Origin of the sequence: Niabella yanshanensis, from assembly GCF_034424215.1 — a bacterium.
In the GTDB taxonomy this organism is placed as follows: Bacteria; Bacteroidota; Bacteroidia; order Chitinophagales; family Chitinophagaceae; genus Niabella; species Niabella yanshanensis.
In genome coordinates, this window is record NZ_CP139960.1 from 2,923,641 (window position 1) to 2,947,897 (window position 24,257).

Below are 24,257 nucleotides of genomic sequence, written 5' to 3' on the forward strand. Positions count from 1 at the left end.
TTATCTAACGAAAAAAAATTACGATCATGATCATTCAATTGCATGCAGACAGAAGCCTGAGTATACACGAGGGGTATGCCTCTAAATTAAGCAGTGTGATTTCGAGGGAGCTGGACCGCTTCGCTGAACTGCTGACCAGGGTAGAATTGCATCTTGCCGATGAAAACGCACAACGAAAAACAAAGGAAGATAAAAAGTGCACTATCGAAGCGAAGCTGAAAAGCAAACACCCGGTTGCTGTTACCAGTCATGGCGACACTTACGACAATGCAGTAACCGGCGCCATTCTCAAACTTAAGGCATCTTTAAATACAATAACAGGAAAAATGCACAATCATTGATAGTTCACGCTCCGGTAAAGGCGGTTCGCAAGAGCTGCCTTTTTTGTGGCCTGTTATTTTTTTGTAGCCTTGGGTTTTATCCCCATTGCATATTGTATACCACCCAGCACATGTTTCAAAAACAACGGCTCACTAAAAGATTCGTCGGTGTGCCCTAAACCGGTATAAAAAGCACGTCCGCCTTCAAAGTTGTGACACCAGGCCATGGGGTGAAAATCACCATTCTTTCCTCCTTCATAACTTTTCTCGTCGATAGTGATCAGTGTTTTTACGTCCGGGTTGATATTTTTAAAATTGTACCACTCGTCTTTACGTTCCCATATGCCGGGTAAATGTTGGGTCGAAAGGTGTTTTCTATCTTTTACTACCAGTTGGGCAACCTGTTGTTTGGGGTGACTGGCAAACCAGGCGCCTACCAGCTTGTTATACCAGGGCCAGCCATACTCTGTATCTGCAGCGGCATGAATACCAACAAAACCACCACCACCACGTATATATTTTTGTACGGCTGCTTTCTGATCGTCATTAAACAAGGTACCGGTAGTGCTCAGGAAAATGATCGCAGCATATTTTTTCAGGTTTTGATCTGTGAATAGGCTGGAGTCTTTTGTTACGTCTACATCAAAGCCGTTTTCAGCTCCCAGCTTTTGAATGGCTTCAACACCCTTTGGAATAGAAGCATGATAAAACCCGGCGGTTTTGGTCATTACCAAGACCCTGGGTTTAGCCGATGTGCAAAAGGAAAAGGCAGCAAATACAAAAATAAGAAGGGTGAATGCGGTAAGTTTTTTAGCCATGATACATATTGTTTAAATAGATATATATATCGACTAAAGTAATGTAAATTATTATTACTATCCACATTTTTTAAACCATAAATCTCACGAAACCGAATACTAGCAAGACTTTAGCTATATTTGCAGCGCAAAACGCACCTATATTATTAAATATAAAGATGAAACGCCCCACCAGAATATTTGGCGCATGAGAATTAAAAAAAGGCGTTACATCCTTTAAAAATGTAAAAATTAAAAACATACGGATGAAAAAGATCACTTTTACACTTCCCGCAGAGGCACTGGGTAATGCAACCGGAGCCGTTTTACTTGGAGACTTTAATGATTGGAACTTTGATAAAGGCATTAGCCTTAGTGTACAACCCGACGGAACTTTAGCGGCCTCTGTTGAGCTGGAGGCGGGCAAAAGCTATCAATACCGTTTTTTATTGAGTGACGGCACATGGGTAAATGACTGGGCGGCACAACAATATGTACATGATGCAGCGTTTGGTGTAGAGAACTCCCTGATTATAGTTCCTGCAGAAACAATAGTAGAAAAAGTGGCTACCATTGCTAAAAAAGTAAAAGCGGCAGTAACTCCTAAGGAAGCAACCGCTAAACCTAAAAAAGAAGCGAAGGCAGCGGCACCTAAAGTAAAAAAAGAAAAAGAGGCTACTGTTACTAAAAAAGTGAAAGCTGAAGCAGCAGCGCCCAAGGAAGAGTCGGCAAAACCACAAAAAGAAGCTAAAACAGTGGCACCTGCAACAAAAAGGAAAAAATTGAAATAACGATAAAGTAATTTTAGAAGCCGTTGGCGCTCATTTCAACTCTGTGATCCTCATGGCCGAAGCGTGCTAAGCTGGCTGTAGCTGCAAAATGGATGAATCAGCAGCATTACAGCGAAAGCGATCAGAGGAAAATAATAATGTCATTTTATTGAAGTAAAAAGTAAGCCAGATTATTTGTCGTTTACTTTTTACTTCCTCTTTATTTATCGATTTTTAGCACTGTAGAAATAAACTACCTGGAGGCTTATCAGCAAAAGTATGCCCACCAATTGGTGGGAGATGGCCAGCGCTAACTTATCCGGAGTGAGGTAATTGATTAACGTTAGTATGCCTAATGTTACCTGAACCAGGGTAATCAACAGAGGCATATTACGCAGCTTATATACAACGGTCCCCTTAGACTGCCTGTAGAGCATCAGGGTGTATATAATTATTAATAATGTAAGAATATAAGCTAAACCGCGATGTACAAACTGTATTGCTAGCAGGTTGTGCAGTAAGCCTCCTTCGCCCATTTCAGGAATAAATTGTCCATTAATGCTGGGCCAGGTGATGGATGATTTTGCTGCGTGCGTACCCGCCATAAAGGCGCCATATATCAGCTGTACTGTTAATAGTGCTAACAACAGCCAGGTAAAATTGCGGATGGATGGAATATGTGTCTTTTTAAATTCCGGCACCGATAATTTCATCGCAAACCAAATAACATATACCAATAAAACCAGGGCTGCTATAAAATGAGCGGCCAGCCTGATATGACTTACATAAACCAGGTCTGTTCCTACGCCACTGGCCACCATGATCCAGCCAATGGCCCCCTGTAATGCGCCCAGCACAAATAAAATAACCATCGGCCACAGCATGCTGCGATCTATTTTCTTTTTGTATATAAAGTACACAAAAGGAATAATAAATACCACCCCCATGAACCGGGCCCAGTTACGGTGCAACCATTCCCAGAAATAAATCATTTTAAAATCGTGGAGCGAAAAATAATTGTGGATGTATTTGTATTGAGCGATCTGCTTATACTTTTCAAAAGCCAGATTCCAGTCATGCTCATTCATTGGCGGTAATGCGCCAAGTATGGGTTTCCACTCGGTTATCGATAAGCCGCTGCCGGTCAATCTTGTTATTCCACCCAGTAATACCTGTATAACGATCATGCCCGCTCCTATGAAAAGCCATATAGCTACGGGTCTGTGCTTTTTCAAATCCATAATTGGTCGCAAAATTATAAAAACAAGTGCTATTTGTACTGTAATAAGTTAACAACTAACATCTGTTCTTGTTGGGCCTGGCTCCAAAATAGTTAACCGGTCTTTCCTGCGCAGGCATTACCCCCGAATTGAAAAATATTCCATTCGCCATAACCCTTTATCTTTGCGCCCTGAATTTAAGCGCCGCCTGCGCGTATAAAATGGCAAGTGAACAGAAATAAATAAAAACAGAAAATGAAAGCATATACTTTTTTAATCAGATACAGGCTGCCGATCTCTATTATTGTTTTACTGGCAGGCATATTCACCAATTATGCAGCGGGTTTCTGGCCGGCGTTTCCCCTGTACCTGATCGCGGCTATTTTGATCTTCAGCCATTTCTTTTTTGGTCCGTTAAGATTGATACAGGAGTATATGGAGAGCGGTGATATGGATGGCGCTGAAAAAGTGTTGAATTCAATTAAGTTTCCCAACCTTTTATATAAGCCGATCCGTTCTGTTTATTATACCCTGAAAGGTAATATTGCCATGAGCAAGCAGGATTTTGACGGCGCTGAAACGATGATGAAAAAGGGATTGGACTTAGGTATGCCCATGAAAGAAGCTGAAGGCGCAAGCATGTTGCAAATGGGTATGCTGGCTATGCAAAAAGGTAATATCAAGCAGGGCGAAAGCTATATTCGCCAGGCTATACGGAAAGGCTTGCCTGATAAGGAAAATGAAGCAGCGGCCTACCTCCAAATGTGTAGTATTATGATGAATAAGCGTGAGTTTCGCGCTGCAAAGGACTTTTACCGCAAAGCAAAAGCCTGCAACCCGACTACGCCTCAAATAGTAGATCAATTAAAAGAAATTGGCAAGTATATTACCCGGATGCCGGGCTAGTTGATGCGCAAATACATTATTGATTAAAAGAGGCCGCTCAATATAAATTCGAGCGGCCTCTTTCTTTATCTGGCCTTGCAGCTCTCCATTCATTTTAACTACCGGAAAATACCGTCGCGCCCTACTTTCAATTCAAAGTCGGTTTCCCACTGGTTGGGTTTTACATTGAGCTTTCGCTCTACATCTACAATCAATTCCGGCTGCTTTCGCTCTCCAAAAAACTGGCCGGCGTCCCATTTAACATTTTTATTCGTATCGTACAATACTTTCATGTCGTAATCGCCGGGGTTATACAGCTTCAGTTCGATAATTCTGTTAGCCGGTATGGGAAAGGAATTAATAGTAACATCGCCCTGGTTGATCAATAAAACCGGGTTACGGGATAAGTCAACATCCACAAAATTGATCTTTACCTGGCCATAATCGTCTAACGACTTTGTCCTGAACTTTACGGTATCCTTCCTGACGATCTGCCGGTCAATACTGTCTGATGCGAAGTCTTTCTCCAAAACCAGGTAATAAGTAGTGTCCGGTGTCCAGGCCATATTCATAGTAACAACACGCGCGGTACTGTCCAGGGTGAATTTATATCCCTTGGCCCGTGTTAAAGTACTATCCATACCCAGCAGCATTTTAGTGGTATCGAAAGTTTTCAACGGGTTTTCAAAGGTCATTGTAAAAGCAGAAAGCAGATCCTGCTTACCGGCATCCAGGCTGTTTTTATACTTTAGCCTTTTCTCTTTCCGGTCTATTTCATTTTCTTCGGGTTCTGTCTCTTCTTTAGGCTTTTCTGCCTGGTAAGCCCACATGATAACAGGGGTGGGAGGCTCAGGCGCAATGGTTACGATAGAATCGGCAAATGCAAAAACCTGTTCTCCACTGTATAAATAGGACCCGCTTTCATCTTTCATAGCAAATAACCGGTATTTACCAGGAGCCAGAAAGCGAAAAAAGAAAATACCGGTGCTGTCTACCGTTGTTACATACCTGGGCCGTTCTTTTACCACTGCGCTGTCATCCAGATTGCTGTACAACATTACCGATAATGTAGAGTCCGCCTTCCCTGTTCTGGCCATTTTAACCCTGCCACTTAGCTCCATGGAATCTATATAATTTCCGGTTGACACTACGTACAACAGGTCTTTGCCCTTATTTCCCTCGTTCAGGTCCTTAATCGCATTCGCAAAGTTGTATACATAAGTAGTATTGGGCTGCAAAGTATCTTTGATTTTAACCGTTACGGTTCTCAGCTTGCGGGTAACCTCCGGCATTATTTTAGGTAAGGGAGAAACGATCAGGTTTTTAAAAATATCATTTAACTCCACGTACTCGTCAAAAGCAATCCTGATCTCTTTCTGATTGAAGTTGAGCGTTTTATTTTCAGGGCTAACCCCAACAATCACCGGGGGTAAAGAGTCCCTGGGCCCTCCCGATGGCGGCACCACGCTGGCACAACCCGTTTCTGTTATTAAAAAAGCAAAGGCCGAAACCACTACTAAAACAATAGCCAATAAATTTGTAGCGCGCATATAAAGCAAACATAAAGCGTTTTTAGACAACCTGATTCCCAATTTTCAATTTTTAATTTTCCATTAGCAAGCTCATTTTATCTTTGCAGGATGCAATTTTCGTCTGCGCTGTTAGAATCCGCTGTTAATGAATTTTCACGCCTCCCCGGTATTGGTAAAAAAACGGCCCTTCGCCTGGTATTACATTTGTTAAAGCAGGAGGAAAGCCAGGTAACCCAGTTTAGTGAAACCATCGCCCGCATGCGGAGCGAAATTCGCTTTTGTAAAAGATGCTGTAATGTAGCCGACGGAGAACTGTGCACTATTTGCAGCAATAGCTATCGCCAGAAGCAGCTTATTTGCGTGGTTGAAAATATACGTGATGTAATTGCTATAGAAAGCACCCAGCAGTTTAATGGTACCTACCATGTGTTAGGAGGCGTTATCTCGCCCCTTGATGGTGTTGGCCCCGATCAGCTGAATATTGATGCCCTGGTAGAACGCATCGATCAGGAACAAACCGAGGAGCTGATATTTGCCCTGAGCCCTAATATCCAGGGAGACACTACTATTTATTATGTACAGAAAAAGTTAAGTGGTAAAAATGTGCGCATTACCACTATTGCCAGGGGAATTGCTTTTGGGGGAGAGCTGGAATATGCAGATGAGCTCACCTTAGGCCGCAGCCTGCAAAACCGGCTACCCGTTGAAAAGTATATGAACCGGTAACTTAGTTAATTTCTGCTCCATCCTTCATTTTTTGTAGCAGCGGCTCCCATTTGGAAGCAATACTCAGCTGCTTGTCCTTCGCGTTTTTTATTGCGAGGCGCTCCATTTCGATTGCCTGCTCCTTGTTTCCAGACCTATAAAGTAATAAGGCATAGGTATGCCGGTTCATGTAGTCGGGGTATAAAGCCACACTTAGGGCCGCCCAGTTAACAGCCTTTTGCAGATACCGCTTTTCCCGGTCTATCCTGTAAAAGTAGTTGGCTGCACTGTTTAGATAAATCGCCTGGGGGCTTCTTCCAGCTACTCTCACAGCCGTGGGAGTATTCAACTGCCGAAGTCTTTCAGGTATCTCCGGGTCTGCTGCATCGGTACTATCAGTGGCAGTAATAATACCAGCCTGCCTGGATGCCGCGGCGTAATCATCATTAAACATAGCAGCTATTTCCATATACCGGATCGTATCTCCCGTATGCATATAGTAGTTCATTAAAACAGTTCGTTCCGCGTATAATTTATCTTTTTCAGTGTTGCAGGTAAATCTTGCGAATTGAACAACGCTTTTAACATAATTCATGTCCCGGTTAGTAATCGCAATATTAGTAGATTTTTTGATGATTCGCTGGTTGATTTCAATCCGTTCCTGCAAGGCCATAGGCCACCATGCTTCTGAAAAATTCGCGCTATTCACCGCCCTCTGGTACGCATTACTTCCAAATGCGGGACTTTGTCTCATCAGGAAACGGACAGATCCGGTATTAAAAGAGTCCCGGGGAAGAAGGTTAATGAACTCCGTAAGTAATAATTTGGTATCCAGACCGAGATCGGTTTTTGCCTGTATTAACTTTTTCAGATCCTCAATATTTTTATTACCCTTATCAAAATAAGTTTTTTCAATTTGTTGCACTAATGCCCGGTTCTGATAGGTTTTAAGTGCATACTTTATTACAGAATCCATTGAAACCGGCATCGCCGACTTCAAAAACGGAAGCAAACTACCCTCTTCATCTAAAAAATAAAGACTAAAAGGAACCTTTTGGTTTACAAGATCCTGAACAATTATGCGGTCTTTACTCTCCAGCGAAACCTTTATGCTGATAAAGTAATCGTTAATCAACCGGGCTATATCAGGTTTTGAAAGTGCTTTAGGTATTACTTCATTCCATTTCTCATTATCATCCATCTCGTAAAACAAAAGAACAGGCTTCTTGAATGCTGCTGATTTTTTAAGCGCTTGCTTGTAGCTTAATTCCTCAAACAAGTTTTCCTGGGCTTTGGTTATTGAAGAAAAAAAGCAAACGAGTAATAGTAAAACGAGCTTAGGTGTTTTCATACAAGTCAACGTTTATGGATTTGAGCAAATGTAACAGGTTGCCTGCGATATGCTTTTACTTTTCGATTGTGCTTATCCGTTGCCGGATTCCATTTGGGGCTGTTACTGATAATGCTTAAAGCAATTTGATCAAACGCAGGATGAAAAGGCACACTGATGTTTGCCTCTTGTATATTACCTCCGGTATCCACTATAAATTCTATTACGACCGTTGCCCTGTCCGAATGCTCTATTTTATATCCTTCGGGCAACTTTAAGTTTTGCACCAGATATTTTTTCCATGCTTCTGCACCACCGGGAAAAGAAGCACCCTGCTGTGCGTTCGTTGTATCGGTAAGCGCTAACCCGTTTTCGTCAAAATACTTCCTGTTAATAAATTTTCCGTTTTTATAGCGCTCCGCAGAACTTTTGTTGCCATTGGCATGGTAGTAGATCCAGGTACCATTTTCTTTTTTTCCTTCACTATAGGCTCCCATAGCCGACAACTTTCTATCCGGATACCAGAATACTGCAGTACCCGCTCCTTTCTTATCTAATACGGTAGAATCAATCAAAACCCCGGCATCGTTCCAGGCGAGCTTTGTACCATAAATTAAATCATTTTTAAAAACAGCAGAATCTGCCAGGCGACCATTTTTATGATACCCCATCCAAAGCCCGTCTTTTTTATGGTGAATAAACCGACCGGTTTTCTGGAGTCTCCCGTTTGAATGGTAATAGGCAAAGTACCCGTTTTCTGATTTACTTCCGGTATCGGCATACAGTCCCTTTCTGTATAGCTTTTTTTCCTGTACATAATAGTCCGTCCTGCTCCAGCCAGAATCTGTTTTCACCATAGAACTATAATAGCGGGACTGTACAGGTTCACACTCTTTCCAATTTATATCATAAAACTTTTCTAATTGCTGAGCAGTTAATGATTGACTCATTAATAAGGTGAGCAGTGGTAAAATATATTTCATGTGTTAGAATTGGATTGTGTAATTCAGATACAAAGTAAACGATTTACTGCCTCACAATTACAAAAGCTGCCTTCCGGCAAAAAATTAACACCATTTCTTATACCGGCTAAATGTTTTGCCCCCTATTTTTGCTAAACCCATTTTTAACAATAATGGTTCTTTAAGCATGCGGTATCAGCTTCCGAATTTTCTTTCTGCTTTTTTCCTTTTGCTTTTTACTGCCGCATCTGCCCAAACCAGGCATCAGTTTACCATAATCACAGAAAACGACAGCTATCTGTCGGTGAACAATGATGGTTATTATACCAACGGTATCAAACTGGCTTATCAATGGCGCTCAACCACTTCAAATAAAAAACATAACGAGCGCATTAATAGTATATCTGCCGGTCAGAACATTTATACTTCCAGGTTTTCCGGCGAAGTCAGGGCCGACCGCCTCGACCGGCCTATTGCAGGTTCCCTCTATGGCAGTTATCATCAGTCGCTCTATAATGACAAAGAAAGATTATTAAAATGGGGCGTCACTGCAGGTGTTATCGGTCCTGCTTCGCTTGGAGAAGATATGCAAAAACTGGCGCATCGCATTATGCAGATCTATAAACCTACCTACTGGGAGCGCCAGCTCCCCAACTCGTTTGGTGTAAATGCAGAGCTGGCGTGGTCGCCACAATTGGGCCAGGGTGAAAAGTCATCTAAATGGGATTTTAAACCGCTGCTCTCTGCCACAGCAGGAAGTATTTTCACTAACGCCGGAGTGGGTGGAGCCTTGTTGTTCGGGAAGTATAATAAAAACAGCGCTTCAGCATTCTGGAACAATCATAAAGGCCAAACCAAAGCCGAAAGAGAATTTTTTGCCTACTTGTTCCCTATGATTTACCTGAAAGGATACGATGCTACCATACAGGGCAGCTTATTGAACGATGAACCGAACCTGATACCCGGAAAGTTAAATCCTGTTTTTCTACAGTCTAAACTAGGCCTGACCTATGCAACCAATAAAGTATCTTTCGGCATTGCCGCAGTGTACGAGAGTAAACAATCCCTCACGCAACGATCGTCCCATTTATACGGCAGTTTACAGGCAAGCCTTATGTGGTAGCTCATCAGCTTCCCTGGAAAATATTTGTAGAATTAAAAACAAATGCTATTTTTACAGTGTACCACATAATTAGTACACTAATCAAACTGAGCTGCTTGTCCCACTATAACTTTTTTTACATTGCACCTATGCTAATTCAAGATCAAACATGCTTTTTACAAATTATAACGTATTCATTACAAACCTTTAGAAATAGTTAACACTGACACTGCTTATCTTCAAACTCCAAAAACTAAAAATATTTTGAATAAAAAAGTATTGCTGCTTATTTTTCAGCTAGCCTGCGTAGCAGCCTATTGCCAACCTAAAAAAATTTATCTAAGTCCTAAGGCTGCAGGTGGAGCCAATCAGTCGGTTTTTATTGATTCTCTCCGATTCTATCCCCTGGAAAAGAGCCAATCGGCTTCATTGGGAACCTATAATAACCTGTATGTTTCAGAAGATTACTTCATCCTCGGCAATTATACGGACAAGGTTCTTAACTTTTATTCTAAACAAGGCAAATTCGTTCATCGTATTTCCTACAAAAACCTCGGGGGAGACGGTTATCCTAAATATGACAAAAACAAACAACAGATATCCTTTTTTATGCGTAACAAAAATTATGTTCTTACACAAAGAGACATGATAAAGGTTAAGGCTGATTTTGCCAATAAAAAGAATAAAAAATATTTTAAAAAGTATGTTATAGATCTGAAAGATAGCAGCCTTACCATACAAAGAACAGAAGTATCGAACTTTGACATTCTCGATGCTTATAACCTGACAGGCGATTATTACTGTACCTACCAGATACATGTAAGCAAAGACTACAAAGACACTCTCGATTATGAAGTAAAAATCTACCAGAATGAGAAACTGGTGAAAGCTTACTTTCCTTACAATAAACAAAATGAGCCCCGATATCTTCACTCCAGGGGGTCGGCAGCTATAACATTCGAGAGCGGGAAACCTGATACTTTTTATATTACGAGGCCTTTTACCGATACAGTATATGCCCTGTCCAATGATATCGTTACACCTATGTACCAGGTAGTACTACCTATGGAAAACGGGCTACCCAAATCGTTCTTTGAAACACGTTTTAAAAATACAACAGAGCGGGATAATTTTGAACGGAACAATGGCTGGATGCTGAACCAGATATATAGTATGTATGAAGCTAACCGTTATACTATCGTAACGATCGGATTTTTTAGTAACTATGGAGTTTACCTCTATGATAAAAAGACCAGCACTTCTTATAACACCAGTAAAATAAAAGCCGATAGCACTACCTATAATTTACCCCTTATCGGCGACTTCAGTGGAGAGCGGGTTGGCTCCAGATTTTATCGCATTGTTACTGCAGAACAATTAAAGAAAGTGTATGAGTTAAAGGATAAATCGGCACCGTTTCCTAAAGAATTACAAGACTGCTTTAAAGACCCTAAAAATCCCACTCCTCTCATTGTAGAATACACGATCAAAAACTAACTCATGAAAAAGTTCTTATTATTTTTCCTGCTTTTTGTATCTATGAAAAGCTTTTCACAAACAGGTGTCATTAAAGGTACTGTTAAAGACTCCTTAACCGGGGTTGCACTGGAATCAGCAACCGTAACTATTTTGAAAAAAGATTCTTCGCTGGTAAATTACCAGCTTTCAGATGAGTATGGATCTTTTCAACTTACAAAGCTGCCGGTTAAAACAGATCTTATCTTAAATATTACCTATGCAGGATTCAAAAGCTTTTATAAAAACCTCCAGCTGGATTCAGCAGAACATAATATGACCGCTCTGTTAACACCTGCTTTTGACGATTCGCTGAATGTTACGGTTACAGCCCAGGTTCCCATTCGCATGAACGGGGATACGCTGGAAATCAACCCTGCAGCCTTTAAAATGGGACCCAATGCTGTGGTCGAAGATCTTTTAACGGCAGTACCGGGTATTACAGTCTGGTCAGACGGCAGCATCACTCTTAATGGTAAAAAAATACCCAGCGTGCTTGTAGATGGTAAGCCTTTCATGGGATCAGACGATGCGAGGATCGCCACCCAAAACCTGCCCAAAGATGCTATTGATAAAATACAGGTATACCAGGAGGTGGACAGAACCTTAAAGCCTGAAGAACGGCGACAAAAGGACTCACTGCTAACCATGAATATAAAGCTGAAAGAAAATAAGCAAACCGGGTATTTTGGTAAAGCGGCAATTGGCTATGGTACTACTGACCGGTTTGAAAGTGACTTGTCCTTCCAGATGTACAATAAGAAAACTTCTTTTGGCATTGGTGGCGGTTACAATAATATCAATAAGAATATTGAGAACCTTAAAGAAATGTTTCAGAACAATACTTATAGAAACTATAACCCTAACCTGAGAAATGTGGGCAACTTCAATACGGAAGGGATTAACCGGTATCATTCGATAGGTGGTGCCTTCACGCATAATTTTATTGAAACTTCCAATAGCCGGCAAAATGACCGGATTACCGTAAACTATACCAAATCAGGTAATAACCGGTATTTAACCAACCTGTCCTTACAGAACCGGACGACTGTTGATAACCCGCAGCTTATAGAAGATCGCGTTATTACAAATGGTATTAATAACAACCACAATGTGGGTATCAATTATATTAAAACGAATAGTTACTCGGACAACTTTACCATAAATGCTTCTGCCAATAACTCTGATAACAGCAATAACACAATCAGAAACACCGATATCAGAGATACAACCAATAGTATGATCAGCAGAAATAATGTAGATAGCAGGGAAGATCGCAGATCCAATGGTCAATCTTTGTCGCTTAATTATTCGAAGTATAGTAATGATAACCCACTCGCTCAGTTTAATGTCAACCTGAATGTAAACAACAACAATAATGAATCGGAGCGATATGTAAAAAGCATTTTTCAATCCCTTATAAACAGAGATGATGATACTTCCTACAATCGCAGATACAGCAACAATTCTTCCAACCTTAGCATTGGTGGTAATGTAGGATATAATGGCCTTAAAAGGCTGTTGTTTGGAAGATTTAATTTTTTCGGTATCGACCTGGGCCTGGATCAACGTTTCGGTTATAATAAGTCAAAAAGAAATGATCGTGTATTTGACTATGATAGCATTACAGGAAACTATGTAACTAATAACCGGCTTACCAATAATAATATCAGCGAAAAAATAGAGTATACTCCTTCATTACGGTTAAGCAAATCGGCTTTTAAATGGGCCGATACCTACTACCACAACTTTAATGTGAATTTTACGCTTCAGGAAGATTTTAAACAGGACAATAACAGTTCTTCGTTTGCTATACGAAATCTATCCCGCTCCTTTGCATTCTTCAGGTATGGCGGCGGATTGTCTTATAATTATAATCGCAGAGAGCATTTTTACTATTACCTGAGTGCCGGCTATAATAAGGACTTTGAGTATGCCCAGGTAGACCAGTTATATACCATTACTGACGATGTTGATGTATTTAATGTACGGATCGGGAACCCTAATCTTAAAAACAAGGTGAATCACTCTTATAACTTTTACAGTAACTTCAACAGCCAGAATCCAAAATCTTTATACTCGTTTAACGGTGGACTGAACGGCAACTACGTGAAATCAATAAATCCGGTAACAGACAGTTTAATCAATGAGTCATCGGGCAAACGTACGTACTATTATATCAATGCACAGCAAAGTGAATCATATAATATCAGTTACAATTTCAACATCTCCAGGCGTATCAAAAAAAGCAATCTGCAGCTGATGTATAATGGTTCATATAACAGCAACCGTAATCCTAACTATATCGACAACATTTTTTCGGAAACCAATACATCAGGTTTTAATAATAACATTAATCTCCAGTTCTCTCTGCGATCAATGATCATCTTTAATCTCGGGAAAATGATAGGCTATAACAGAACAACTCAATCGGGTGCTGGGTTAACATCGTTTAGAAACCGGTCAGATATCTCCAGGATCGGGCTTACCGTAAACCTCCCCAAAAACTACACGATCAGCTCAACACTGGACCATACTAAAAACACGGGCCTGGAAAAACCAATTGTGTTATGGAATGCTTTTGCCAGCTGCCGCGTATTAAAAAACCAACAGGGAGAACTGAAGTTTTCTGCGATGGATATCTTAAAGCAGTTTCAAAATGTGAGCAATACTGCTGACCGGTTTGGTACAACAACCCGTATCACCAATGGCTTACAACAATATTTCATGCTCACGTTTGCTTATTACCCCAGAAAGTTTGGTAAAACAGAGGTAAAAAGAAGAGAAGTTAAAGAAGAGTGGTAATCAGTGATCAGTGTCTGATATCTAACATTGAATAGCCATCATTCATTACTCATCACTCACTGACCGCTGCTTAGTTATCCTGTTTAGCCAGCTTTTCAGAGTTTTCGGCAAACTGCAGGTTATCAATAAATTCCTGTATTTCGCCGTTTACCACGGCATCCAGGTTATAAGAAGTAAAATTGATCCGGTGATCCGTAACGCGCCCCTGTGGATAGTTATAAGTCCTGATCTTGGCGCTACGGTCACCCGAACTTACAAGGCTCTTTCTATGTCGGGATATTTCTTCTTCCTGTTTGCGTACTTCCTCTTCATATAATTTGGTGCGCATCATTTGCATCGCTTTTTCCCTGTTACCCAGCTGGGTACGTTCTGTTTGACAGATAACTACAGTTCCCGTCGGTATGTGGGTTAACATCACCTTGGTTTCTACCTTGTTTACGTTCTGTCCACCGGCACCACCACTTCTGGAGGTTTCCATTTTCACGTCTGCTTCGCGTAAATCAAAGTCAATTTCCTCTGCTTCGGGCATTACCGCCACCGTAGCAGCAGAGGTATGCACCCTGCCCTGGGTTTCGGTATCAGGCACACGTTGAACGCGGTGCACCCCACTTTCAAATTTTAAGGTTCCGTATACATCATCACCACGTACTTCCAGCTGCACCTCTTTATAGCCTCCAACAGTTCCTTCGCTTTCGCTTAATACCGCTGTTTTAAAGCCTCTTTTCTCACAATATTTTATATACATCCTTAACAGATCGCCTGCAAAAATGCTGGCCTCATCACCACCCGTTCCGGCCCTGATCTCCATGATAACATCCTTGCCGTCCTGCGGATCTTTTGGAATCAGCAGCTGGCGGATATGCGCTTCCAATGCTTCCTTACGCTCCTGGAGGTCAGCAGTTTCCAGCTTCGCTAACTCACGCAACTCCTCATCATCCCCGTTCAACGCCTCCTTATTAAAATCTATATCATCCAGCAATCTTAGATAATCTTTATAAGCATCTACAATTTTTTCCAGCCCCCGGTACTCCTTACTGGTGGCGGCAAATCTTTTATTGTCGCTCACAATTTCGGGGTTAGTCAATGCCACACCCAGTTGATCGTATTTTGCCTTTATCGCTTCCAGTTTATCTAACATATAAATTCTCTTACTTTTACACGGGCTACCTGCCCATACCAGCCAATCCCGTCCGGATGAGTTCCTTCGGGGGTGCAAAGTTAAATCATTTTACAAGATGCCTTTTAAGAAGTTACAAGCAGATTTATTATTTGATGGCTACCGTTTCCGGGAGCGCCAGGTTTTAGTGCTGTCGGAAGATGGGAAGGTGGAAAATATCATTGAACCCGATGCCGCCGGAGGGGACACTGAAGCAATTGCAGGCATTTTGACACCGGGATTCATCAATTGTCATTGTCACCTGGAATTAAGCCACCTGAAAGGCCATATTGAAGAACATACAGGTTTGCCGGCCTTTGTAAGACAGGTGGTACAAAAACGGAACTTTTCGGAAGCAAATATTCTTGCCGCTATTGAAACAGGCGAAGCCAACATGTTACAAAATGGTATAGTAGCAGTGGGCGATATCAGCAATACGCTGCACACACTGGCGCAAAAGCAAAAAAAGACTATTTACTACCATAATTTTATTGAGGCTATGGGCTTTAATCCCCAGGTAGCTGAATCAAATTTTAATGCCTATCAACAGGTTTATCATCAATTTGCAGCACAGTTCGGTCCTCAACAGGTTTCTATTACACCGCATGCGCCCTACTCGGTGTCGGAACCTTTATGGCAAAAACTGATTGCTCACGATAATAATGGATTATTATCTATCCACAACCAGGAAACCGAAGAAGAAACATTATGGTTTCAGCAAAAAACCGGTGGATTTGCAGATATGTTCAGGGCTATGGGATTCAATACAGACAGCTTTACCGCATCAGGAAAAACCAGCCTGCAGACCTATTTTCATCAGTTTCGGTCACAGCAACAGGTGTTGCTGGTGCATAATGTTTATACAACCGAAGCAGATCTTGCTTTTATCCGCCAAACCGGTAACGAAGTATTCTGGTGTTTATGTCCCAACGCCAATCAGTATATCAGCAGTACGTTGCCAGACGTAGCTATGTTTGTAAAAAATAAAGCCACTGTGGTACTCGGAACCGATAGCCTCGCATCTAACTACCAGTTAAGTATCTGGGAAGAAATCCAAACCCTGCGTAAAGCTCACTCAGACATCCCATTAGAACTCATGCTGCAATGGGCCACGAGCAATGGCGCCAAAGCCTTAAAGATAGAAGATCAATATGGTAGTTTTGAAAAAGGCAAACGGCCGGGAGTTGTGCAAATAACCAACAATGAGGCGCGCAGGCTCTGTTAGGTATGGTTGCCGGTAGCTACATAACTTATATCAAAAACAGATTCCAGTTGCCTTATATTCATGGTAGCAGGGATCTTTTTCATAATCCGGTTCCGGATGGCAATGCCCGCTGTATTTTTCCAGTGAGATACCTGGCCTATTGCACGGCTGCGTTTCACTACCTGATGTGCCTTTTTGATTCTTAGCCGTTCATATCCCCTGAATGCGGAAGCCATATCCTGTTCGCCCAGCAAACTGCCTAATGTGTAAGCATCTTCAATAGCCTGGCAGGCGCCCTGGCCCATATTGGGGGTGGTAGCATGGGCCGCATCTCCTATTAAACAGGCTTTGCCTGAGCACCAGCCCTTAAAAGGTTTCAGATCGGCCAGCGGACCAAAAATAATCGTCTTTTCCGGGGTCATCTTAATCATCTCCTGTATATCAGGATGAAAGTCCTGATAAAGCGTAGTGAGCTGATGTAGATGTTCGGCTGCTATTTTTTCGTCTGCCACCGCATACCAGTACAAGGTGCTGGCATTTAAATATACAAATCCGAACCGGCGACCTTTACCCCAGGCTTCTATGGCCTGGTGCGCATAGCGGTCATCCAGTTTGGACGCACACAGGCCCCGCCAGCAAACCTGACCGGCCGGCCTGACTACCGTTTTCCCAAACAACTGCTGACGTACTACCGACTTAATGCCATCGGCGCCAATTAAACCTTCGGCTTCAAAACAACTGCCATCAGTAAAACGGAGCTGATACCCGTCCTTTTCCTGTATCGCTGCCAACCTTTTGCCCAGCAATATATTTGTTTCACCCAGGTTGTGGGCGAGAATATGTTGTAAACCAGCCCGATGAATAGCTATGTTGTATACCCCGTATTTCTGTTCAAAATAACGCAGGTTAATGAGAGACAGGTTGCGGAACTTTTCGTCGGTAATGCGCATATAATTCACTTTATGACCAGCCGCTTCTATTTCCTTGCCAATGCCTAATAAGTGAAAAATCTGCATGGCATTATTGCCTAACCCGATACCGGCGCCTACCGGTTCTATACCGGGTGCAGCCTCAAACACCTGGTGTGCTATTCCTTTGCTTTTCAAAAACAAAGCGGTTGTTAATCCCCCAATGCCCGCTCCAATAATGGATATTTTATTCATATAACCAACCAGACGCAGCAAAGATATTCATTGGAGCAGCTACAACTTCCTGAATTAAAGCATTTCATTTCATTAATGGCCAATATTTGGTCAAACTGTTTTGAAACAGGAACTTTGCCACCCTGAAAATGAATAATTAAACCGATGAACGGTTCCGTAAGATGATCTGAACGAAACGTAGAAGATGAGCGGCTGATAGAACACGAATCATCGAAGAATGAATATACAGCGTGAAAGCAAAAATTAAAAGAGGATATAGAATTGCCCGTTACGTGGCGTATAAGGAAACATTAATTGACCGGAGAGAACATTTCTGGTCTTTTTTAGGGGCTTTTTTCGGAATTGGCCTCATTGCCCTGCTGCAAACCCAACTTTCGGAAAGCGATAACCTGTTCCTGATCGGCTCTTTTGGCGCCTCGTCGGTTTTAATTTATGGCAGTATTCAAAGTCCATTGGCGCAGCCCAGGAACCTGATTGGTGGCCATGTTATATCTGCTTTGGTGGGCGTAACTATTGCCAAATTATGTCCACCGGTTATTTGGCTGACAGCTCCGCTGGCCGTGGCTTTTTCGATCATAGCCATGCAAATAAGCAAAACCCTGCACCCTCCCGGCGGCGCTACTGCCTTGATTGCAGTGATCGGGTCGGAAAAAGTAAAGGCGCTAGGTTACTGGTACGTATTATCGCCGGTCTTAACAGGCGGGCTGATATTGTTATTAGTCGCACTCATTTTTAATAACCTTACCCCCAACAGGAAGTATCCTACAGACGGCCGCTTCTCCCGTACCTTTAAATGGGTAACTCAACCAACCCGGCATGTTATATCCAAAATAAACCCAAAACGCAGAAAAAGATAATACCTTACCTCATAATCTCTTTTAAAACAGGCAAGGTTCTCATATTGCCAAAGTCCTGCACATGCAGGCTGTAGTACACTTCCATCAGATCCAGTATCTTGCGCCGGGCTTCAGCATTGGCATTAATTTCTGATAACTCACCGGGTTGACGCACCTGTAAAAGCTCAGCCAGTATGGACGCATATTTTTTCTCAAGACTTAAGTGGTGAAAAAGCGGTGCATCAGTAAAAATGCCTTCCTGTACGTCAAATACCCATTCGCCCGACTGATCGATGTCCGGATGAATGCCCTGCGGTAAAAAACCTAAAAAATGGGTAAGCTGTACGGCAAAAAAAACAGGAAAATTGGCCATTACCTTATCGTTGCACCTGTCCAGGGCTATAAAACAGTCTTCAGCAAAATCAAATAATCCAGAATTATCTTCCGGCTGCTTTAAACACTTACCTAACAGTTCTACCATGTAGGAAGCAACACCGTTCTTAAGCACATCAGTAAAAATTTGTTGATACACCGTTGCAAACCTGTACTCTTTTATACGATTGAGTTGTTTGAATTCATTGTGGTATACTTCCATATCCAATATAGCTGCCGGCTGAAAAAAGCCAATCCTGGAACCTACCTTCTTTGAAGCACTGCGTATGCCGTTCAATAAATAGGATTGTAGTCCGAATAGTTGGGTGTACACCGACGCAATAATGCTGGTTTCTCCGTATTTAACCGTACGAAGCACGATGCCTTTCGTTTTATGAATTTTATCCGTCAATTATAAAAAATGTACTGCAAGGTAAATTTTAATCATTGGGTTAGCAAAGAATTACGGGTAGGCTTATCGACACATCTCTCAAAAAAACTATGTGTTGGCATTGTTTTTTCTCTTTCTTTGCCAATATCGCAACAGAAGTTGTTTACAACAACAGTTTGAAAACTAAACATCGTCTAAAAAGCACAATAAATATATTTTATGTGGGAAAAGCTGGGTAAAGCCATTATTAAATACAGATTCGTTCTTTTAATACTACTAACTGCCGTTACCGCGCTCTTTGCTTATTGGGGAAGTAAAGCAGAATTGGGATATGAATTCACCAGGGCAATTCCTACCAATCACCCGGTTAATATCACTTACCAGGAATTCAAAAAGAAATATGGGCAGGATGGGAACCTGATGGTTGTGGGCATTCAGACTGACCAGTTTTTTACAGAAAAAGTTTTCAACCCCTATGTGTCACTTCAAAACAACCTTAAAAAAATACCAGGAGTTATTGATATTATTGCAATTCCCGGTGCGGTAAACCTGGTAAAAGATTCCGCCAGCGAAAAGCTACAGGCCAGGAAGATATTTACTGCCACACCACTCAACCAGGCGCAAATTGACGAAGGCGCCGCCAGCTTCCTCAATTTACCGTTTTACAAAGGTTTGCTGTACAACCCCGAATCTAAGGCTTACCTGATGGGGTTAACCATGGACCCTGAAGTTATTAACTCGAAAAAAAGAGATGCTACCATTAATGAAGTAACGGCACAAATAGCCAGTTTCGAAAAAGCAACTCATGTGGAAGTAAAACTAAGCGGACTTCCCTATATACGAACGGTGCTGGCTACCCGTATCGCCAATGAAATGCGCTACTTCCTCACGGCGTCCATCCTGCTTTCTGCCGTTATATTATTACTCTTCTTCCGGTCAGTCAGTTCCATGTTGCTGTCTTTAGGTGTAGTGATCATTGGGGTTCTTTTCAGTTTAGGCACCATACATATCCTGGGTTACAAAATCACCTTGTTAACCGCTTTAATACCTCCATTAATTGTGGTAATCGGTATTCCTAATTGTATTTACTTTTTAAATAAATACCACACGAGCTGGAAAAAGCAGGCGCATACTGGAGCCGGGGTTCCGGTTCAGCAGAAGAAAAGAAACGCCATTGTGGATATGGTGAGCCGCATGGGTATTGTAACGTTGTTTTGCAACCTGGCCGCGGCTATCGGGTTTGCAGTTTTTGCATTGACCAAGAGCGCTATTCTAAAAGAATTTGGGGCGGTGGCAGGTATTAATATTATGCTGTTGTTCTTTATATCGCTGGTATTGATCCCTATTGTGCTTTTCTTTTTACCTCCTCCAAAAGAAAAGCATACCAGGTACCTGAATAACCAAAGGCTGAACCGCTGGCTGGATCGTTTAGAAAAATGGTCTCTCGCGCACCGAAAACTCATTTACATTGTTACGGGAGTGCTGGTGGTAATAGCAACTGCCGGTACCTTCAGGCTGCAAAGCAATGCTTATATGGTAGATGATGTACCTAAAACGGATAAAATATATACCGACCTGAAATTTTTTGAAAAGAATTTTAAAGGTGTGATGCCTTTGGAGATCGTGATAGATACCAAAAAGAAATTTGGCGTAACCCGGAACTTTAAAAACCTGGTGAAGATCGATTCGTTTACCCAATACCTGTCATCAAGACCAGAGATAGCGCGCCCGCTAAGTCTTGTGGAAGGTTTAAAATTTGCTAAACAGGCTTTTTATGAAGGTGACAGCAGCAATTATTCGATGCCATCGGAATTTGATTTACCCGGCCTGGCCCAATACCTCAATATGAAAACAAGTAGTCCTGGCGACAGTACCGGAAACGATGATTCATTTACCAAACTGGTGTCCCGGTTTATGGATAGTGCGAAACAGGAGGCCCGGTTGAGTGTAAACATGGCCGATGTAGGCACCCATGCATTGCCGGGCCTTTTAGCAGGTATTGAAAAAAGAGCCCATGAAATATTTCCGAAAGATCAATACAATGTTTCACTTACCGGTAGCAGCATTGCCTTTTTAGAAGGAGGTCGCTTTATCATTAACGGATTGAAGGAAAGTATTTTCTGGGCTTTCCTGCTGATAGCCCTTTGCATGTTGTATCTTTTCAAGTCGTTTCGTATTCTTTTATGCTCTTTGATCCCCAATATTATTCCATTGGTTATTACCGCAGGGATTATGGGTTGGGCAGGCGTACCATTGAAACCCAGTACTGTACTTATTTTTAGTGTAGCCCTGGGTATCGCGATAGATATTACTATCCGGTTTTTAGTTAATTATAAGCAGGAGTTGACCCACCACGATAATGATGTACAGGACACAGTGATACAAACCATACATAGTACTGGTATCAGTATTATTTATACCTCCATGGTATTAATTGCAGGTTTCGTGATTTTTTGCTTCAGCGGGTTTGGAGGTACGAAGGCTTTGGGCTGGCTTACGTCCGTAACATTAGTAACCGCTACTGTTACCAACCTGATCTTATTACCAGCTTTGCTAATTAGTTTTTCTAAAAAAAAGGATAAAAAGTAAGCTTATATCATGTATTAACGGTTTATAATATAAAAACCATTAAGGGGTTAGGGTTAGTTAAGCTCTGAACCTGCACAACCTTAATTCTTAATACCCCAATTCCTTACTGGTTTAAAAAAGAATTATATTGGCTGTACTACTTAGCACAAACCTAAAATGAACAGACGACCAACCGGCTGGTTGTTGAGCCCTTTAAGAAATTATGCCAGTTTCACTTCATAGTTTCTAATGGAAGATAGAATACCGCGATATTTGAGTTTGCCTTCTTTGATCAATTGCAGCAAACGCCAATTGAGAAAGGCATCACTAATACCTTCGCAAATACTTTTTTCATTCATATCCCCCAATGTTTTCCCAACAATCCTAATAGCAGTTTGATAACGTTTTGTACAATGCGTTATTATATTGCTATCATAAAAGTCAATTTCGATCCCTGAAATGGGAGTTTCCCCAATTGCGATTCTCAAACAAGCATCGTCATTACTTAACTTTTCCCAAAGCGATTGCATTTGAGAAACCTCCTGTTGTTCTATCAACCTGAAATCAGTATATAATTTTGCAACTTGATCCAGGTTTGCCTCGTTCAACGACTTCGGATATATACCTGCTCCAAGACGGCGGGTTACAGAAGTATTTAAGAAATCGATAGTAAAAAACCGGGAGTAATCTGGTATCTGTAAGAAATACAGCAATCTTGATGCAGAAAGCATTTCCCTCACATCCGACCCGGTCCATAAATAAATTCCAGGGTAACCATCAATATGACTTTTCACTGCATGGAGCTTATCAATGTCAGATTGTACCATATGGGTAATAATGTCCCCCGAAAATCCTTGCGAAATCTCCACCAGCCAATTAATTCTGCGCTGCTTTCCGTTTACAGTATCTAAATCAGAAATGGGGCCGATGGACAAATAATCCTGCAAAACAACCAGATCAATTTTACTGGCATCATAAATTTCGCTTTGCTGAATTGTTGCCCTGGCCTGCACGCTAAATACAATATGCAAATCCTTTTCGGTCATAAAACAGGTGCTCTGTGATTGATTAAAAGAAAACAGGTTGATGAGACTTTCCCATCAACCTGTACCTATTCGTCTAATATTTTATTAAAATCCTTTGCCGCCCGTTGTCTGGTATTTCTGCAAATTAGAGCATTGATCTGCGGCCTCCTGGTCTACCAAAACATAGAAAGTCGGTACTTTCTTGGTTAACCAATCATCCAGCGCTTTTTGTTTTTTAGTTTCCAAAGCCATGCTGGCGATTTTATTGTAATCGTCGTTCAGGTTCATTTTGTGTGGTTCCGTTTTCGACTTCAGGTACAAAATTCTTACACCCTGCTTGCCTTGTTCATTGGTAAAAGTCAGCGGCTGGGAATAATCACCTGCTTTTAAATTCGCTAAAGCCTGTACCATATCTTTATCGGGCAACTGATCTATATGCACATAGGTAGATCCGTCGGGGGTTAAAACAAACGGACCGTAGCTTTTGGTGGCTTCATCTTCACTGTACTTGTAGGCAGCATCTTTAAAGGATATCTTCCCGGAAACAATCTCGGTTCTTACTGAATCTAATTTAACCTTAGCAGCGTCCAATTCTGTTTTCGTTACCGGCGGTATTCTCAATATCATCCGCACTTTGGCGTTGTCACCGCGCCTGCTTTCGGATTGTATTAAAAAGTACCCGAATTTATTTGATTTAACCGGCATTGATAACTCACCTGCTTTCAGCCTGAACGCAGTAGAAAGAAAAACCGGGTCCAGCTGATCTTTATCATTTCTGTTCACTTCGTAAGCGCCACCCCTTTCGCGGCTACCCGGATCTTCTGAATATTTTTTCGCGGCTGCCTCGAAACTCAGGGTACCTGCTTCAATCTGCCGGCGATAGTTCATCATTTCGTTATAAATATACTCTTCCACCTCTTTGGCAGCTTTAGGATATACATTGATCTGACCTATTTCCAGTTCAGATTCTAAAAAAGGTATGCTGTCCGAAGGCACCCTGTCAAAGAATGCCTTTACCTCGGTGGGAGTAATATGCACATTTTCTACTATTTTCTGTTTCATTCTCTGCGAAAGCATTTGCTCTTTGATCATGTGGCGTGAGTCGTCTTTTAGCTGGAAAATAGTTTTTCCCGCAACATCCTCTACTGCCTGTTCACTACCAAACTGCATTACCCATCCACGCACACGCATATCCAGGTTCGCTTCTACCTCATCATCACTTACAGGTAAAGAGTCACGTTCTGCCTGCAAAGCCAGAATTTTTGATATCAGCGATTGCTCCAGAATAGAACAGGCAGCTCCTTCGGGAAGCTGATCACCATTACGAGATGCATCCAATATTGCATTTTGTATATCCGATTGTAAAATGATCCTGTCCCCTACCGCGCCTAAAATTTTATCAACCACCAATTTTTGTGATTTCCCCTGCGAAAAAGCAGTTAAACTAAGGGTTGCAGCAAATAAACCCGCAAGAAAATATTTGATCATAACTCAAAATTAATCAGCACTCATACAATAATGACGCTGAACAGTGCATTTAACAAAAGTTTGATTAAGAAAAAGGAAATGGGGAACAGCTAGTAGCCAGTAGGTGGTGCT

Annotated in this window: 20 protein-coding genes; 10 read left to right on the forward strand and 10 right to left on the reverse strand. The window is 41.7% G+C overall.

The genetic code is table 11. The features are described 5' to 3' along the window. Positions 1-26: 26 nt before the first annotated feature. Positions 27-341, forward strand: a complete 315-nt coding sequence (locus tag U0035_RS12120) for an HPF/RaiA family ribosome-associated protein (protein ID WP_114790049.1) — start codon at positions 27-29, stop codon at positions 339-341. 53 nt (positions 342-394) lie between these two features. On the opposite strand, the gene U0035_RS12125 is transcribed toward U0035_RS12120, so the two are convergent. Further along, positions 395-1,138 (reverse strand): ThuA domain-containing protein, encoded by a 744-nt coding sequence (locus U0035_RS12125; protein ID WP_114790050.1) that lies wholly within the window; start codon positions 1,136-1,138, stop codon positions 395-397. A gap of 245 nt (positions 1,139-1,383) precedes the next feature. Here U0035_RS12125 and U0035_RS12130 point away from each other — a divergent pair, with 245 nt between their 5' ends. Further along, positions 1,384-1,908 (forward strand): isoamylase early set domain-containing protein, encoded by a 525-nt coding sequence (locus U0035_RS12130; RefSeq protein ID WP_114790051.1) that lies wholly within the window; start codon positions 1,384-1,386, stop codon positions 1,906-1,908. Positions 1,909-2,111: 203 nt separating this feature from the next. On the opposite strand, the gene U0035_RS12135 is transcribed toward U0035_RS12130, so the two are convergent. Further along, a complete protein-coding gene (locus U0035_RS12135; RefSeq protein WP_114790052.1) occupies positions 2,112-3,128 on the reverse strand; it encodes a COX15/CtaA family protein in 1,017 nt (338 codons plus the stop codon). Positions 3,129-3,362: 234 nt separating this feature from the next. Between U0035_RS12135 and U0035_RS12140 the strand changes: the two genes are divergently transcribed. Continuing rightward, positions 3,363-4,013: a tetratricopeptide repeat protein gene (locus U0035_RS12140; protein ID WP_114790053.1), complete on the forward strand. Its 651-nt coding sequence runs from the start codon at positions 3,363-3,365 to the stop codon at positions 4,011-4,013. Positions 4,014-4,111: 98 nt separating this feature from the next. Here the strand turns inward: U0035_RS12140 and U0035_RS12145 are convergent, their stop codons facing one another. Further along, complete coding sequence (locus tag U0035_RS12145; protein WP_114790475.1) at positions 4,112-5,542, reverse strand: Ig-like domain-containing domain; 1,431 nt, start codon at positions 5,540-5,542, stop codon at positions 4,112-4,114. A 90-nt stretch (positions 5,543-5,632) separates the two neighbouring features. Between U0035_RS12145 and recR the strand changes: the two genes are divergently transcribed. Beyond that, positions 5,633-6,250, forward strand: coding sequence for a recombination mediator RecR (gene recR / locus U0035_RS12150; RefSeq protein WP_114790054.1), 618 nt, complete (start codon positions 5,633-5,635; stop codon positions 6,248-6,250). Between the two features lies 1 nt (position 6,251). Here recR and U0035_RS12155 read toward each other — a convergent pair whose 3' ends face one another. Both U0035_RS12155 and U0035_RS12160 read right to left on the reverse strand, forming a co-directional pair. Further along, on the reverse strand, positions 6,252-7,580 hold the full coding sequence (locus tag U0035_RS12155) for a hypothetical protein (protein ID WP_114790055.1): 1,329 nt from the start codon (positions 7,578-7,580) through the stop codon (positions 6,252-6,254). Between the two features lie 5 nt (positions 7,581-7,585). Then, complete coding sequence (locus U0035_RS12160; RefSeq protein WP_114790056.1) at positions 7,586-8,542, reverse strand: energy transducer TonB; 957 nt, start codon at positions 8,540-8,542, stop codon at positions 7,586-7,588. A gap of 115 nt (positions 8,543-8,657) precedes the next feature. Between U0035_RS12160 and U0035_RS12165 the strand changes: the two genes are divergently transcribed. From U0035_RS12165 to U0035_RS12175, 3 genes are all read left to right on the forward strand, one after another. Next, positions 8,658-9,644, forward strand: a complete 987-nt coding sequence (locus tag U0035_RS12165) for a lipid A deacylase LpxR family protein (protein ID WP_114790057.1) — start codon at positions 8,658-8,660, stop codon at positions 9,642-9,644. A gap of 243 nt (positions 9,645-9,887) precedes the next feature. After that, positions 9,888-11,120, forward strand: coding sequence for a 6-bladed beta-propeller (locus U0035_RS12170; RefSeq protein ID WP_162817792.1), 1,233 nt, complete (start codon positions 9,888-9,890; stop codon positions 11,118-11,120). A gap of 3 nt (positions 11,121-11,123) precedes the next feature. Then, complete coding sequence (locus U0035_RS12175) at positions 11,124-13,943, forward strand: carboxypeptidase regulatory-like domain-containing protein (RefSeq protein WP_114790059.1); 2,820 nt, start codon at positions 11,124-11,126, stop codon at positions 13,941-13,943. 70 nt (positions 13,944-14,013) lie between these two features. On the opposite strand, the gene prfA is transcribed toward U0035_RS12175, so the two are convergent. Further along, on the reverse strand, positions 14,014-15,081 hold the full coding sequence (prfA, locus tag U0035_RS12180; protein ID WP_114790060.1) for a peptide chain release factor 1: 1,068 nt from the start codon (positions 15,079-15,081) through the stop codon (positions 14,014-14,016). A 97-nt stretch (positions 15,082-15,178) separates the two neighbouring features. Between prfA and U0035_RS12185 the strand changes: the two genes are divergently transcribed. Then, positions 15,179-16,324 carry an amidohydrolase family protein gene (locus U0035_RS12185; RefSeq protein ID WP_114790061.1) on the forward strand — a complete coding sequence of 382 codons (1,146 nt, stop codon included), beginning with the start codon at positions 15,179-15,181 and terminating at the stop codon, positions 16,322-16,324. Here the strand turns inward: U0035_RS12185 and U0035_RS12190 are convergent. Continuing rightward, entirely contained in the window at positions 16,321-17,487 is a 1,167-nt protein-coding gene (locus U0035_RS12190; RefSeq protein WP_327138689.1) for an FAD-dependent monooxygenase, read from the reverse strand. The two genes, U0035_RS12185 and U0035_RS12190, sit on opposite strands and share 4 nt — an antisense overlap. Before the next feature lie 209 nt (positions 17,488-17,696). On the opposite strand from U0035_RS12190, the gene U0035_RS12195 reads away from it, so the two are divergent. Beyond that, the gene (locus U0035_RS12195; RefSeq protein ID WP_114790062.1) at positions 17,697-18,323 is read left to right on the forward strand and encodes an HPP family protein; all 627 of its coding nucleotides are present in this window, start codon (positions 17,697-17,699) and stop codon (positions 18,321-18,323) included. Between the two features lie 4 nt (positions 18,324-18,327). On the opposite strand, the gene recO is transcribed toward U0035_RS12195, so the two are convergent. Next, entirely contained in the window at positions 18,328-19,086 is a 759-nt protein-coding gene (gene recO / locus U0035_RS12200) for a DNA repair protein RecO (RefSeq protein WP_114790063.1), read from the reverse strand. A gap of 198 nt (positions 19,087-19,284) precedes the next feature. Between recO and U0035_RS12205 the strand changes: the two genes are divergently transcribed. Beyond that, positions 19,285-21,654: an efflux RND transporter permease subunit gene (locus tag U0035_RS12205; protein ID WP_114790064.1), complete on the forward strand. Its 2,370-nt coding sequence runs from the start codon at positions 19,285-19,287 to the stop codon at positions 21,652-21,654. Positions 21,655-21,854: 200 nt separating this feature from the next. On the opposite strand, the gene U0035_RS12210 is transcribed toward U0035_RS12205, so the two are convergent. Beyond that, positions 21,855-22,679 (reverse strand): DUF3658 domain-containing protein, encoded by an 825-nt coding sequence (locus tag U0035_RS12210; protein WP_114790065.1) that lies wholly within the window; start codon positions 22,677-22,679, stop codon positions 21,855-21,857. A gap of 84 nt (positions 22,680-22,763) precedes the next feature. Then, the gene (locus U0035_RS12215; RefSeq protein WP_114790066.1) at positions 22,764-24,146 is read right to left on the reverse strand and encodes a peptidylprolyl isomerase; all 1,383 of its coding nucleotides are present in this window, start codon (positions 24,144-24,146) and stop codon (positions 22,764-22,766) included. Positions 24,147-24,257 lie beyond the last annotated feature (111 nt).

Excerpts from the sequence above, each read along its gene's own strand:
- U0035_RS12120 (WP_114790049.1), top strand. The coding sequence starts at position 27 with ATGATCATTCAATTGCATGCAGACAGAAGCCTGAGTATACACGAGGGG.
- U0035_RS12125 (WP_114790050.1), bottom strand. The coding sequence starts at position 1,138 with ATGGCTAAAAAACTTACCGCATTCACCCTTCTTATTTTTGTATTTGCT.
- U0035_RS12130 (WP_114790051.1), top strand. The coding sequence starts at position 1,384 with ATGAAAAAGATCACTTTTACACTTCCCGCAGAGGCACTGGGTAATGCA.
- U0035_RS12135 (WP_114790052.1), bottom strand. The coding sequence starts at position 3,128 with ATGGATTTGAAAAAGCACAGACCCGTAGCTATATGGCTTTTCATAGGA.
- U0035_RS12140 (WP_114790053.1), top strand. The coding sequence starts at position 3,363 with ATGAAAGCATATACTTTTTTAATCAGATACAGGCTGCCGATCTCTATT.
- U0035_RS12145 (WP_114790475.1), bottom strand. The coding sequence starts at position 5,542 with ATGCGCGCTACAAATTTATTGGCTATTGTTTTAGTAGTGGTTTCGGCC.
- recR (WP_114790054.1), top strand. The coding sequence starts at position 5,633 with ATGCAATTTTCGTCTGCGCTGTTAGAATCCGCTGTTAATGAATTTTCA.
- U0035_RS12155 (WP_114790055.1), bottom strand. The coding sequence starts at position 7,580 with ATGAAAACACCTAAGCTCGTTTTACTATTACTCGTTTGCTTTTTTTCT.
- U0035_RS12160 (WP_114790056.1), bottom strand. The coding sequence starts at position 8,542 with ATGAAATATATTTTACCACTGCTCACCTTATTAATGAGTCAATCATTA.
- U0035_RS12175 (WP_114790059.1), top strand. The coding sequence starts at position 11,124 with ATGAAAAAGTTCTTATTATTTTTCCTGCTTTTTGTATCTATGAAAAGC.
- prfA (WP_114790060.1), bottom strand. The coding sequence starts at position 15,081 with ATGTTAGATAAACTGGAAGCGATAAAGGCAAAATACGATCAACTGGGT.
- U0035_RS12185 (WP_114790061.1), top strand. The coding sequence starts at position 15,179 with ATGCCTTTTAAGAAGTTACAAGCAGATTTATTATTTGATGGCTACCGT.
- U0035_RS12205 (WP_114790064.1), top strand. The coding sequence starts at position 19,285 with ATGTGGGAAAAGCTGGGTAAAGCCATTATTAAATACAGATTCGTTCTT.
- U0035_RS12210 (WP_114790065.1), bottom strand. The coding sequence starts at position 22,679 with ATGACCGAAAAGGATTTGCATATTGTATTTAGCGTGCAGGCCAGGGCA.
- U0035_RS12215 (WP_114790066.1), bottom strand. The coding sequence starts at position 24,146 with ATGATCAAATATTTTCTTGCGGGTTTATTTGCTGCAACCCTTAGTTTA.